The 13,253-nt window shown below is 74.3% G+C and carries 10 protein-coding genes and 1 pseudogene; 5 read left to right on the forward strand and 6 right to left on the reverse strand.

Annotated elements, in window-relative coordinates; genetic code table 11:
* Positions 1-28: 28 nt before the first annotated feature.
* Together lysX and EKH77_RS28125 are read right to left on the reverse strand one after the other, a co-directional pair.
* Positions 29-3,313: a bifunctional lysylphosphatidylglycerol synthetase/lysine--tRNA ligase LysX gene (gene lysX / locus EKH77_RS28120; protein ID WP_126917062.1), complete on the reverse strand. Its 3,285-nt coding sequence runs from the start codon at positions 3,311-3,313 to the stop codon at positions 29-31.
* Positions 3,314-3,472: 159 nt separating this feature from the next.
* Positions 3,473-4,258 (reverse strand): SDR family NAD(P)-dependent oxidoreductase, encoded by a 786-nt coding sequence (locus EKH77_RS28125; protein ID WP_126917063.1) that lies wholly within the window; start codon positions 4,256-4,258, stop codon positions 3,473-3,475.
* Positions 4,259-4,530: 272 nt separating this feature from the next.
* On the opposite strand from EKH77_RS28125, the pseudogene EKH77_RS28130 reads away from it, so the two are divergent.
* Positions 4,531-5,135: pseudogene (locus EKH77_RS28130) on the forward strand (response regulator).
* Between the two features lie 35 nt (positions 5,136-5,170).
* On the opposite strand, the gene EKH77_RS28135 reads toward EKH77_RS28130, so the two are convergent.
* The gene (locus EKH77_RS28135; protein WP_126917064.1) at positions 5,171-6,388 is read right to left on the reverse strand and encodes a histidine kinase; all 1,218 of its coding nucleotides are present in this window, start codon (positions 6,386-6,388) and stop codon (positions 5,171-5,173) included.
* 329 nt (positions 6,389-6,717) lie between these two features.
* Here EKH77_RS28135 and EKH77_RS28140 point away from each other — a divergent pair, with 329 nt between their 5' ends.
* A complete protein-coding gene (locus EKH77_RS28140) occupies positions 6,718-7,548 on the forward strand; it encodes an AfsR/SARP family transcriptional regulator (protein ID WP_126917065.1) in 831 nt (276 codons plus the stop codon).
* 83 nt (positions 7,549-7,631) lie between these two features.
* On the opposite strand, the gene EKH77_RS28145 is transcribed toward EKH77_RS28140, so the two are convergent.
* From EKH77_RS28145 to EKH77_RS28155, 3 genes are all read right to left on the reverse strand, one after another.
* Positions 7,632-8,390, reverse strand: coding sequence for an SDR family NAD(P)-dependent oxidoreductase (locus EKH77_RS28145; RefSeq protein ID WP_240667576.1), 759 nt, complete (start codon positions 8,388-8,390; stop codon positions 7,632-7,634).
* Positions 8,391-8,393: 3 nt separating this feature from the next.
* On the reverse strand, positions 8,394-8,765 hold the full coding sequence (locus EKH77_RS28150) for a nuclear transport factor 2 family protein (RefSeq protein WP_126917066.1): 372 nt from the start codon (positions 8,763-8,765) through the stop codon (positions 8,394-8,396).
* Between the two features lie 67 nt (positions 8,766-8,832).
* The gene (locus EKH77_RS28155) at positions 8,833-10,185 is read right to left on the reverse strand and encodes an SRPBCC family protein (RefSeq protein WP_126917067.1); all 1,353 of its coding nucleotides are present in this window, start codon (positions 10,183-10,185) and stop codon (positions 8,833-8,835) included.
* A gap of 227 nt (positions 10,186-10,412) precedes the next feature.
* Here EKH77_RS28155 and EKH77_RS28160 point away from each other — a divergent pair, with 227 nt between their 5' ends.
* Genes EKH77_RS28160 through EKH77_RS28170 form a run of 3 tightly spaced genes read left to right on the forward strand, consistent with a single transcriptional unit; the run spans position 10,413 to position 13,245 of the window.
* Positions 10,413-10,760 (forward strand): antibiotic biosynthesis monooxygenase family protein, encoded by a 348-nt coding sequence (locus tag EKH77_RS28160; RefSeq protein ID WP_126917068.1) that lies wholly within the window; start codon positions 10,413-10,415, stop codon positions 10,758-10,760.
* Positions 10,757-12,028, forward strand: a complete 1,272-nt coding sequence (locus tag EKH77_RS28165; protein WP_126917069.1) for a beta-ketoacyl-[acyl-carrier-protein] synthase family protein — start codon at positions 10,757-10,759, stop codon at positions 12,026-12,028. The genes EKH77_RS28160 and EKH77_RS28165 overlap by 4 nt, the downstream gene beginning before the upstream one ends.
* The gene (locus EKH77_RS28170) at positions 12,025-13,245 is read left to right on the forward strand and encodes a ketosynthase chain-length factor (protein ID WP_126917070.1); all 1,221 of its coding nucleotides are present in this window, start codon (positions 12,025-12,027) and stop codon (positions 13,243-13,245) included. The genes EKH77_RS28165 and EKH77_RS28170 overlap by 4 nt, the downstream gene beginning before the upstream one ends.
* Positions 13,246-13,253 lie beyond the last annotated feature (8 nt).

A 13,253-nucleotide genomic window follows, 5' to 3' on the forward strand; every position in this document is an offset into this window, starting at 1 on the left:
CGGGGGCGGAGCCCCCGGAAGCCGAGCGCTAGCGGTGCCGCACCAGCGGAAACGGCAGCGTCTCCCGGATCGACAACCCCGTCAGGAACATCACCAGCCGGTCCACCCCGATCCCCAACCCCCCGGTGGGCGGCATCGCGTACTCCAGCGCTCGCAGGAAGTCCTCGTCCAGCTCCATGGCCTCCGCGTCGCCCCCCGCCGCCAGCAGGGACTGCGCCGTCAGCCGGCGGCGCTGCTCCACGGGGTCGATGAGCTCGGAGTACGCGGTGCCCAGTTCGGTGCCGAAGGCGACGAGGTCCCAGCGCTCGGCGAGGCGGGCGTCCGCGCGGTGGGGGCGGGTCAGAGGGGAGACGTCGGTGGGGAAGTCCTTGTAGAAGACCGGGAGCGTGGTGCGCTCCTCGACGAGCCGCTCGTAGAGCTCCAGTACGAGGTCGCCGCGTCCGCACTCCGGCCGGTGCGGCACACCCGCCGCGGCGCAGTGGGCGCGCAGGGCCGCGACGGACGTGTCCGCGCCGACCTCATGGCCCAGGGCCTCGGAGAGCGCGCCGTAGACGGTCTTCACGGGCCACGGGCCCGAGATGTCGTGCCGGACGGGCCTGCCGTGCTCATCCGGCCGTACCGCCACCGGGGAACCGTGGGCGGCCGTCGCGGCCTCCTGGACGAGCTCGCGGGTCAGGTCGAGCATCACGTCGTAGTCGGCGAACGCCTGGTACGCCTCCAGCATCGTGAACTCGGGGTTGTGCTTGTACGAGACGCCCTCGTTGCGGAAGGTCCGGCCCAGTTCGAAGACCTTCTCCATGCCGCCGACGCACAGCCGTTTGAGGTACAGCTCGGGGGCGATGCGCAGGTACAGGTCGAGGTCGTAGGCGTTGATGTGGGTGGTGAAGGGGCGGGCGTTGGCGCCGCCGTGGACCTGCTGGAGCATCGGGGTCTCGACCTCCAGGAAGCCCCGGTCGAGCAGGCCCTGGCGCAGCGCCTGGACGGCCGCGCTGCGCGCCCGTACGGTCCGCCGGGCCGCCGGGCTGATCGCGAGGTCCACGTAGCGCATCCGGACCCGGGCCTCGGGGTCGGCGAGGCCGCGCCGTTTGTCGGGCAGGGGCCGCAGGCACTTGGCGATGAGCCGGGCCCGGGTGACGAAGACGGTCAGCTCGCCCCGGTCGGTGGTGCCCACCTCGCCCTCGGCCTCCAGGTGGTCGCCGAGGTCGACGTGGTGGGTGAAGCGGCGCAGCAGCTCCTCGCCGGAGCCGTCCCGGGTGAAGGTCAGCTGGAGGTCGCCGGACCAGTCGCGGAGGACGGCGAAGGCGACGCCGCCGTGGTCGCGGACGAGCAGGACGCGCCCGGCGACGGTCACCCGTTCGCCGGTGCGGGAGGCCGGGGGCAGGCCGGGGTGGGCGGCGCGGATCGCGGCCAGGGTGTGGGTGCGGCGGGCGTCGGCGGGGTACGGGTCGACGCCGGCCTCCCGCAGCCGGTCCAGCTTGTGCCGCCTTACCCGGACCTGCTCCGGCAGGCCCGCGAACTCGTCCGCCTCCGCCGCCCCGGCCCCCTCGCCGGGGGCGAAGCCCAGCTCGGACAGGGAGGGGAGGCCGGCCGTGGAGGCGGGGCTGGCGATGCCCCGGGCCCGTCCCCGGCGCCACAGCTTCCCCAGGCTCGGCACCGCGACGAAGCCCTCCGCGATGCCCGCGGCGAGCCCGATCCGGGCCAGGGCGCCGGCGTCGGCGTAGCAGAGGAAGCGGGGGCGCCATTCCGGGTTGTATTTCACGTTTGAGCGGTAGAGCGCCTCCAACTGCCACCACTTGGAGAAGAACAACAGGAGCCTGCGCCACAGCCGCAGTACCGGGCCCGCGCCGATGCGCGCGCCCTCCTCGAACGCGGAGCGGAAGACGGCGAAGTTCAGGGAGATGTGCTTGACGCCGAAGCGCCCGGCCTGGGCGCACAAGCGGCTGATCATGAACTCCATGACCCCGTTGGGTGCCGCCCGGTCCCGGCGCATCACGTCCAGCGAGATCCCGTCGGACCCCCAGGGCACGAACGACAGCAGCGCGATCATCGTGCCCTCGCTGTCGAACGCCTCGACGAGCAGGCAGTCCCCGTCGGCGGGGTCGCCCAGCCGGCCCAGCGCCATCGAGAAGCCGCGCTCGGTCTCGGTGTCCCGCCAGGCGTCGGCGCGCCCGATGACCTCGCCCATCTCCTCGTCGGAGAGCGCCGAGTGACGCCGTACGCGCACGGTCGCGCCCGTGCGCTCCACCCGGTGGACGGCCTGCCGGGTCACCCGCATCTCCCGGCCCTCCAGGTCGAAGGTGGCCACCTGGAGGATGGCCTCGTCACCCAGTTGGAGCGCGCCGAGCCCCGCGCGGGCGTAGGCCCTGGCGCCCTCCTCGCCGGCGCCCATCACCGCCGGCTGCCAGCCGTAGCGGCCCGCGACCTCCAGCCAGGCCGCGATCGCGGGGTCCCACGCCTCCGGGTCACCCAGCGGGTCGCCGGAGGCCAGGCAGACCCCGGCCTCCACCCGGTAGGTGACGGCGGCCTTGCCGCTGGGGGAGAAGACGACGGCCTTGTCGCGGCGGGTCGCGAAGTAGCCGAGGGAGTCCCGGCCGCCGTAGCGGCCGAGGAGGGCGCGGATGCGCGGCTCCTCGTCGCCGTGGAGGGCCGCTTCCAGGCGCTGCGAGCGGAAGAGCGTCATCGCCGCGTTCAGCAGGGCCAGCGCGCCGAGCAGGCCGAGGAGGAAGAACAGCCAGTGCGGCGGGTGCCCGGCGAAGTGCCGCCCGCTGACCAGACCGCCGCACACCTTGTTGGCCACGAACAGCAGCCGGTTGCCGCCGCCGCGCTCCAGCGTGCCCGGGAACAGCGACACCAGCCCCCAGCCCAGCAGAATCGCCACCGCCAGCCCCGCCGCCAGCACCAGCAGGGCGCGCAGGAACGCGCCGCGCCGGGACGCCGCGTAGAACTCCCGCCGGGCCAGGACCAGCAGCGTCATCGCGGCGAGGCTGAGCGCCAGCGAGGGGATCATGTCCCAGTAGCCCACGGCCAGCAGCACCGCGTCGGTGAAGACCAGCAGCGCCAGGTAGGCCAGCACGAACCAGAGCGTGACCCGCTTGCGGGCGGCGGTCGCGGCGGCGAGCAGCAGCAGGAAGACGGCGTAGGCGAGGTTGGCGGCGGTCGGGATCGTCAGCAGGTCCAGGGCGCGGGTCACCGGCCGCACCGCGCGGCGCAGCGGCGGGATCAGGGCGGTCAGCGCGCAGAAGACGCCGAGCAGGCCGAAGAAGAGCGCGAAGCCGTTGGGCACCCGGTGGAGGAGGCGCTGCCACGCGGTCACCCGTTCGGCGCCCCCGCGCCCTCCCGCGTCGAGCGCGCCCCCGGCGCCCCCGACTCCCGCACGGTGGCGGCGGACCGGTCCCGGACTGTGCGGCTCATTCCGTCAGCCTAGGCATCCTCTGCGTCGTCTGCCCGTCGGAATCCCTCCGTGGGGGCGTCGTCAGTAGGTGCCGAGTCCGCCGCAGACGTTGAGCGCCTGCGCGGTGATCGAGGCGGCCGGGTCCGTGACGAGATAGCCGACCAGGCCCGCGACCTCCTCGGGGGTCGCGTAGCGGCCGAGCGGGATCTTCGCCTCGAACCGCTCCTGGATGCTCTGCTCGCTCACCCCGTAGTGCGCGGCGTAGCCCTGACGCACCCGCTGCGCCATGGGGGTCTCCACATAGCCGGGGCAGACGGCGTTCACGGTGATCCCCGTCTTGGCGAGCTCCTTGCCGACGGCCTTGGTGAAGCCGATGACCCCGGCCTTGGCCGCGGAATACGGAGCGGCCAGTTCCACGCCTTGCTTCCCACCGGTGGAGGCGATGTTGACGATCCGCCCCCAGCCGGCGTCCCGCATCCCGCCGGACCTGAGCACCTCCCGGGTGACGTAGAAGACGCCGTTGAGGTTGGTGTCGATCACGTCCAGCCAGAGGCCGTCCTCAAGTTCGGCGGTCTCCCCGCCGCCGCCCCGGCCCGCGTTGTTGACCAGGATGTCGACGCGCCCGTAGCGCTCCACGGCGGTGCGCACCGCGTTCCGCACCTGTTCCGGGGAGCTGACGTCGCAGACCGTCCCGTCGGCCTCCAGCCCCGTCGCACGCAGGTCCTTGAGCAGGGCGGCCACGCCCTCGGCGCCCCGCGCCACCCCGAACACCGCCGTCCCCCGCTCCGCCAGCAGCCCGGCGACCGCGAGGCCGATCCCGCTGGACGCGCCGGTGACGAACGCGACCCGTCGTGCCGTCCGTGCCATCGTGCTCTCCCGTCGTCGGGGCCGTGGACGCTACGACGGTGGCAACGCCCCCTCGCGAGGTGCTCGACTCCGGATGGAGGGACCGCCCGGGGCGACCGGCCCGGGAATTCCGGCACCGACACCGCAGGCGGACCGGTGCCCGGTGCACCGACCCCTCTACGATGCTCAAAGGGGGCCAGGTACGGGCGAGTTGCGCCCGTCCGCCCGGCCGGACACGGCGACGGGGGCCTCCACAAGGTCACACGCGGGCCGGGCATCCGGGGGCGGGGGCGATGATAAGGATTCTGATCGCGGAGGACATGGTGCTCCTCCGTCGCGCGCTGGCCGAGCTGATGGCGCTCGAGCCCGATATGAACGTGGTCGCCGAGCTCGCCAGGGGCGACAAGATCGTGCCGATGGCCGTCGAGCTGAACCCGGACGTCGCGGTGCTCGACATCGACCTGCCCGGGGTGGACGGGATCACGGCCGCCGCCGCGCTGGGCGAGGCGGTACCCGGCTGCCGGATCCTGATGCTCACCGGGCTCCGTCAGCCGGGGACGCTGCGCCGGGCCCTGGCCGCGCGGGTGTCGGGGTTCCTCCTCAAGGACACCGAGCCCGCCCGGCTGGCCCAGGCCATCAGGGACGTCTCGGCCGGCCGGCGAGTGATCGACCCGGAGCTGGCGCTGGCGGCCCTGGAGGAGACGACGCAGCCGCTCACCCCCGTGAACTGGAGGTGCTCCGGCTGGCCGCGCAGGGCGAGGACCCGGTGAGGATCGCCAACCGGCTCTTCCTGTCCCCGGGGACGGTGCGCAACTACCTCAGCAGCACCGTGATCAAGCTGGGGGCCCGCAACCGGATGGACGCCGTCCGAATCGCCCGCGAGGCGGGCTGGCTGTGACGGCCGGCCGGCCGGCCGGTGGGCGCGGGTGGGGCTCAGGCGACGGTCGCCGAATCCGCCACCCCGGTGTCGTCGTGGCGCTCCGCCCACGCGCCGCCCAGGGGCACCCACGTCGACAGGCGGAACCAGCCCCCGGGCCGTACCTCGGTCTCGAGCCGCCCTTGGAGCGCCTCCATCCGCGTCCGCAGGTTGGCGATGCCGCTGCCCGGGACGGCCGCGCCGAAGCGGGCCCGCGCCGGCCCGGCCACGCCGTCGTTGGCGATGCTCAGCCGCACCGACCGCTCGTCCCGGCGGACTTCGATGACGCAGGTGCGCACACCGCTGTGACGGAGCATATTGGCGACGCCCTCGCGGACCACCGTGGCCAGTGCCGTCTCCACCGCCCGCGACAGGGGGACGTGCGCCACGCGCAGCGTGACGCGGACGCCCGCCGCGCTGAGCGTGGACTCGGCCGCGGCGGTCTCCGCGTACAGCGACAGGTCGCGGTAGCGGTGCGAGACCGCCCGCACGTCCGACAGGGCCTGCCGCGCGGTCTCCAGGATCTCCGTGAGCTCCTGCTGGGCCCGGGTGTTCTTGGCCGGCAGCAGCCGGCGGGTCAGCTCGCTCTTGTAGGCGATCGTGGCCAGGCTGCAGCCCAGCAGGTCGTGGAGGTCACGGGCGAACCGCTGCCGCTCCCGGCCGACCGCCTCCTCGGCGAACTCCCGCCGCGACCCGTGGACTTCACGGACCAGGCCCGACAAGCGGGCCAGCCCGAACACGACGAGGCCGACGAGCAGAGTGGCGCTGGTCACCGCGCCCAGCCAGCGGCTGTCCCAGCCGCCGTGCGACGCCATGAGGCCGGCCGAGGCGACCGACGCCGCGAACGCCGGCCACGCGAGCAGGGCGGGCAGGATCACCAGCGCGGAACCGGCCAGGAACCCCGGCATCGGCAGCCACGCCTCGCCGAACGCCGGATACGGCAGATACGTCAACAGGGCCTGGCAGCCCAGCGTCCAGTACCCGTGGCGTGCCCGGCGGGGCGCCGCCCGGGGCACGGAGTGGAGGAACTGCACGCAGAAGACCAGCGGCACCAGGGCCAGCGCGGCGCCGAGCACCGGCGGCTCCGGCCGGCTCGCGATCACGTAGCAGACGGTCAGCGCGAGGAATCCGCCGAGCACCGCGGCCGTGATCAGTGCGGGCGGATCCAGGGCGGTCTCCCCGTACCGGGTCGCGCGCCGGCCCTCCCGAAGGTCATGGCCATCGGAATTCCGCATCGATTCCCCCGTACGCCGCAGAGCACTCGTGAGAACGCGTGGTCGATCCTATGGCGAGCGTACGAGATTTGGGCCACTCCCGTTCCCGGAGCACGCGCGACCCGTTGACGGGACAGCGCCCCGCCGGGCGGACATCGCCCGTCGTCGGCGCCGGGCGCGGTGACGGACTCACGCCCCGGGCGTGAGGAGTTCACAGGGGCCCACGGCAGCATTCACGGCCCGTTCGGGTCCGTGGCACTGGCCGCGGCGGGAGCCGCCGGGAAGGCTCGAGAGCAGGGGGCGCACGAGCGTGACCACGCGCCCCGCGGGATCGTCATGGGGGAGAAGCCGTGGAGATCAGTCTGCTGGGACCTCTGACAGCCGAAGTGCGGGGCGCGTCGGTCGTTCCCACCGCCGCCAAGCCACGCCAGATCCTGGCGCTGCTGGGCATCCACGCCAACCGCGTCCTGCCGGTACGGACCCTGATGGAGGAGATCTGGGGCGCCGAGCCACCGCACAGCGCCCTCGCCACCCTCCACACCTACATCCTCCAGCTGCGCCGCCGGCTGACCACCGCGATGGGGCCGGACACGACGGTCGGCGCGAAGGGCGTCCTCGTCACCCAGTACGGCGGCTACCGCTGGGAGGCGCCCCCCGGCGCCGTCGACGTCACCCGGTACGAGGCGCTGGTCGCAGCCGGCCGCGCCGCGTCCGAGGCCTCCCGCCACGAGGTGGCGTCCGGTTGCTTCCGGGAGGCGCTGGCGCTGTGGCGGGGACCCGCCCTGGTGGACGTCCGTATCGGCCCCGTGCTGCGGATCGAGGTCGCCCGGCTGGAGGAGAGCCGGCTCGGGGTGCTGGAACGGTGCCTGGAGGCCGATCTGAGGCTGGGGCGCCATGTGGAACTGCTGTCGGAACTGGTCGAGTTGATCGGGCACCACCCGCTGCACGAGGGCCTGCACGCCCAGTGCATGACGGCCCTCTACCGGGCGGGCCGCCCCTGGCAGGCCCTCGACGTCTACCAGGCACTGCGCAGGCGCCTCGTGGAGGAGCTGGGCCTCGAGCCCTCTCCCCGGCTGCGGCGGCTGCACCAGGCGGTCCTCGCCGCGGACCCGGCGCTGGACGAACGGGAGGCGCCGGGCGCCGGAGCGAGGAGCGCCCTGCTGGACCGGCTGACCGGATGACGGGCTGACCGGGGGACGGGCTGACCGGATGACCGGCCTCCGCGTCCTTCACCGGTGTGCGCGCACCGCCCGCGCGGTGCGCGTCAGGTGAGGGACAGGCCGCCGTCGACCGCGACCACGGTCCCGGTGGCGTACCGCGCGCCCGGGTCGGCCAGCCTCACGACCCACCAGGCGATGTCCTCCGGCCGTCCCACGCGGCCCGCCGGCACGCGCTCGGCGATCCCCTTCAGGAACGCGGCGTAGTCCTCGCGGGTCATGCCCACGCGCTCGCCGATGCCGGTGTCGACGACGCCCGGGGCGAGGCCGGTCACCCGGATGCCCCGGGGGGCGAGCTCCACGGCCCAGGTCCGGGTCAGGAAGTCCAGGGCCGCCTTGGCGGCGCCGTACACGCCGTTGTGCGGCCAGGCCCGCCGGCCCAGCGAGCCCGACGACGTGACGTTCACGACCGTGCCGCCGCCGTCGGCCGCCAGGGCGTCCAGTGCCCGGTGCGTCAGGAACAGCGGTGCGAGCAGATTGGTCTCGAACTGGGCCCGCACCGCCTCCGGTTCGGTGCCGGCCAGGGCGCCGGCGGCACCCGTGGCGGCGTTGTTGACCAGTACGTCGAGGCGGCCGAAGGCCGACAGCGCCGCGTCGGTGATCCGTCCGGGAGCGTCGGGCGCGGTGATGTCGGTGGCCAGTGTCCGGACGGTGGCGTGCCCGCGCGCGGTCTCCGCCAGCGTCTCCGGCGTCCGGCCCACCACGAGGACGCCGTCCCCGAGAGCGGCGAAGGCCCGCGCGACGGCCCGGCCGATGCCGGTGCCACCGCCGGTGACGATCACCCCGCGTGTTCCGTCCGTGGTCACGCGCTACCTCCGGTCGTCCCGGGTGACCACGCGCTCCCGGACCAGCAACTCGCCGTCCTGGCGCACGAACACATCGGCGCAGGTGCACATCAGGTGCAGCCGGGGCCCCTCGCCCGGGCGGACGGCCACCACCTGCACATAGCTCTCGGCCAGCAGGGAGCCGTCCCCGCGCGGCCGGACGGCGAGCATGCCGACCCAGTGGCGGTGCGTCTCACCCTCGGCGGCCAGGGCGGCGACCGCCCCGCGCGCCCCCTCGGTGAAGGTGGCCGCCCAGGCGTCGGCCTCCCCGGAGTCCAGCAGACGCATCTGCCGGGCGTAGAAGTGCTCGACCTCCGCGTGGTCGCGGTCCACGGCCGGGTCGGCGAGAGCCGTCATGACGCAATCCCCTCCTGTCGCTTCGTTCCATGGGTTCCGGGCACCTTCTGGCGTGGGCCGGGCCCGGTCACCGGCCGTCGTGCTCCACCAGCCGGCGACGCACCAGCCAGCTGCCCCCGTCGGGGACCAGCGCGTCCTGGCACGAGGCGCTCAGCCGGAGAACGGGGGCCGAGCCCTCCTCGGTGTCCACGACCAGGGCGTAGAAACGAGTGCGCACCGTGCCGTCCGGCGACTGCCGGGCGGTGAGCATGCCGGTGAAGTGCCGGCGCCGCGCCGAGCGCGCCCGTGCCGCGGCCGCGATCGCGGCCCGCCCGCGCAGCGGCGCGGGCCCGGCGTCCTGGGCGAACTCGCCGTCCTCGGCGAAGGTACCGGCCCACGCCTGTCCCTCGCCGTCGTCCAGCAGGCGCATCTGCGCCGCGTAGAACCGCTGCAGGGAGGCGTACGTCGCCGGCGCCACCGGACGGTCCCCCGCGCGCCCCTCCGCGTACTCCTTGGCGTGCCGCATCGTGGTCGTGCTGTTGTGCCCGAGCGCCTGCCGGACGAACGCCCGGGCGTCCTCCGGTGTCGCCGCCTCGCCCAGGACGGAGGCGATCGCCGCCGTGTTGATCACCACGGTGTGGCGGGAGGTGACCACCGACCCGGCCGGGTCCTCCGCCACCGCCCAGCGCCCGGTGTGCACCGACATCAGCGCGGGCGTGCGCTGCTGCTTGTAGACGATCCGCCGGCCGGGCAGGCAGATCCGGAAGGACGAGGTGGTGTGCACCGAGCCGTCCGCCGTACGGGTGTCCATCTCCAGCAGCTGGACGTCCGGGGCGTCCTCCTTGAGCACCACCCGGGCGACGTGCGGGAGCCGCTCCTGCCACAGCTGGGCCTCCAGAAGGAAGGCGTGGACGTCGTCGGCCGGGGCGTCCACCCGCACCGTGTCCTCGAAGGTGAAGGCCGCCCCGTCGGCGCCGGCCCGCTCGGCGGCGGCCTTGAGGGCCGCCAGCTCCGCGCCGCTGTTGCGGTCGATCGCCCGCCTGATCCAGGCCACGTTCTCCGGCAGGTCGCCGACCGCGCGGAAGTCGTGGGTGAGCCGGACCCGGCTGTGCCCGTCCGGCAGCGGCTCGACGATCCACTCGCCACCCATCGACGCGACCGGATGCTGCGAGACCTCCTGACGGAACCGGACGCGCAGCCTCTCGCGGTCCAGGGTCCGGTGGGACGTCCAGCTCTTCGCCTCGCCGTTGGCCGTCGCCCAGAGGCGGATCCGTTCCTCGGCGCCGGCGCGCTCCAGGCACTCGACGTGGAGGGTCGGCGGAAAGACCTGGGGCCAGTCGTCCACGTTCTCGACCAGCCCGAAGACGGTCCCGGCCGGCGCGGCCACCGTGATCGTGTGCTCGGTCTCGTGCACTCGGGCGTGCACGTCGGGTCGGTTCATGCGCTCCCCTCCGCGGTGCGGCTCGATGGTGCGACTCGGTGGTGCGACGACTGCGAGGCTGACAGGGCCCGCTCGAATCGCGCTGGACCGGGCGACGGCGCGGCCCGGACCCGCCGGCCGGTCCACCGGTCTTCGACCCGCTTGCGAGAAACGGGCCGCACGTTGGGGACGCGAGCGCGCCCATGACGCCCTGTCAAGGGCCGTCCGGAAGCGAGGAGTCCAGCACTATGCCCGAACACGACCCCGGTGCGGCCGGCGCCGTCCTGTTCGTCAACAGGTTCACCGTGCACGCCTCCCCCGAGGAGTTCGAGGAGGTCTTCGCGCGGACGTCGGAGTTCATGGCCACGCGGCCCGGCTTCCTCCGGCACACCCTCGCCCGCCACGTTGGCCGGCCCGGACACTACGTCAACGTCGCCGAGTGGGAGGACGCCGAGTCCTTCGAGGCGGCCGTGGCGCACCCCGGCTTCCGCCCCCACGCCGCCGGGCTGCGCGCCCTGAGCACCAGCGAACCCGCCCTCTACGCGACGCGCAGGACGCGCGTCGCGGACCGCCCGGCGCACCGGGACCCGGCATGACCGGGCGCCGGGTGGTGATCACCGGGATCGGGGTGGTGGCCCCGGGCGGCATCGGGACGAAGGCCTTCTGGGAACGCGTCGTCTCCGGCGTCCCCGCGACCCGGACGATCACCGCGTTCGACCCCTCGCCGTTCCGCTCCCGGGTGGCCGCCGAGTGCGACTTCGACCCCCTGCGGGCGGGGCTCGCCCCCGCCGACGCGCGACGGCTCGACCGGGCCGCCCAGTTCGCGCTGGTCTCGGCCCGCGAGGCGCTCGCCGACAGCGGCCTGGACGTCACCGAGGAGAACGCCCACCGGGTCGGCGTCTCCATCGGCTCCGCCGTGGGGTGCACACAAAAACTGGAGGAGGAGTACGTCGCGCTGAGCGACGGCGGACGCCACTGGCTGGTCGACCACACCCAGGGCTCGCCCCACCTCTACGACTACTTCGTGCCCAGCTCCATGGCGGCCGAGGTGGCCTGGGACGCCGGCGCCGAAGGGCCCGCCACCGTCGTCTCCGCGGGCTGCACCTCCGGGCTGGACTCCGTCGGCTACGCCTGCGAGCTCATCCGGGAGGGCACCGCCGACGTCATGGTCGCCGGCGGTACGGACGCGCCCATCGCGCCCATCACCGTCGCCTGCTTCGACGCCATCAAGGCGACGACACCCCGCAACGACACCCCCGAGCGCGCCTCCCGCCCCTTCGACCGCACCCGCAACGGCTTCGTCCTGGGGGAGGGCGCCGCCGTCCTGATCCTGGAGGAGCGCGAGGCGGCCCGCGCCCGCGGCGCCGCGATCTACGCCGAGATCGCGGGCTTCGCGAGCCGGGGCAACGCCTACCACATGACCGGACTGCGCCCCGACGGGCGGGAGATGGCAGCCGCGATCACCGCCGCCCTGGACGAGGCCCGGCTCGACCCCACGGACGTGGACTACGTCAACGCCCACGGCACCGCCACCCGCCAGAACGACCTCCACGAGACCGCCGCCTTCAAACTCAGCCTGGGCGAGCACGCCCACCGGGTGCCGGTGAGCTCCATCAAGTCCGTCATCGGCCACTCCCTCGGCGCGGTCGGTTCCATCGAGGCCGCGGCCAGCGCCCTGGTGATCAGGCACGGGGTCGTGCCGCCCACCGCCGGGCTGCGCGACCCCGACCCCCAGCTCGACCTCGACTACGTGCCGCTGACGGCCCGGGACCAGCCGACCGGCACCGTCCTGACGGTCGGCAGCGGCTTCGGCGGCTTCCAGAGCGCGATGGTCCTCACCGGGCCGGAAGGGCGGCGGACGTGACCACGGCAGTGGTGGTGACCGGGATCGGGGTCGTCGCGCCCAACGGCCTCGGCCTGGACGCCTACTGGACGGCGACGCTGAAGGGCGAGAGCGGCATCGGCCGCATCACCCGCTTCGACCCCGGCCGTTACCCCTCCCCGCTGGCGGGCGAGGTGACCGACTTCGTCGTCCGCGACCATGTCCCCGGCCGGCTCGTCGCCCAGACCGACCGCACCACCCGGTTCGCGATCGCCGGGGCCGACTGGGCCCTGGCCGACGCGGGAGCTCCCGAAGCGGACCTCGACCCGCTGGACCGGGGCGTGATCACCGCCGGCGCGTCGGGAGGCTTCGAGTTCGGCCAGCGGGAGCTGGAGAACCTGTGGGGCAAGGACCCGCGCCACGTCAGCCCGTACATGTCGTTCGCCTGGTTCTACGCGGTCAACTCCGGCCAGATCTCCATCCGGCACGATCTGCGCGGGCCCACCGGCGTCTTCGTCACCGAACAGGCCGGCGGACTCGACGCGATAGCCCACGCCCGCCGCAGGGTCCGCGCCGGCACCCGGCTGATGCTCACCGGCGGCATGGACGCGTCCCTGTGCCCGTACGGGCTCTCCGCCCAGCTCGCCGCCCGGTTCCTCAGCGACCGCGACGACCCCGCCCGCGCCTACCTGCCCTTCGACCGGGACGCGGCCGGCCACGTACCGGGCGAGGGCGGGGCGATCCTCGTGCTCGAGGACGCCGGGCGGGCCCGCGAGCGTGGCGCCCGCGTCCACGGGGAGATCAGCGGCTACGGAGCCTCCTTCGACCCGCACCCCGCCACCGGGCGCGGCACCACCCTGCGCCGGGCCGTCGACGGCGCGCTCGCGGACGCGGGACTCGACGCCTCCGGCATCGATGTGGTCCTCGCCGACGGCGCGGGCAGCCCGGCCCTCGACCGGGCCGAGGCCGCGGTACTCACCGAGGTCTTCGGGCCGTACGGCGTACCGGTCACGGTCCCCAAGACCATGACCGGCAGGCTCTACTCGGGCGCGGCCCCTCTCGACGTCACCGCCGCGCTGCTGGCCCTGCGCGACGGCGTCATCCCGCCGACAGCGCACGTGGACCGGCCGGCGGAGGACTGCGCCGTCGACCTCGTCACCGGCACCGCCCGCCCCTTCACCGGCCGGGCCGCCCTCGTCGTGGCCAGAGGTCATGGCGGGTTCAACAGCGCCATGGTGGTGCGGCGCACGAGTTCCTGACGTCCCTC

The organism is Streptomyces luteoverticillatus (assembly GCF_003970715.1).
Classification (GTDB): domain Bacteria; phylum Actinomycetota; class Actinomycetes; order Streptomycetales; family Streptomycetaceae; genus Streptomyces; species Streptomyces abikoensis.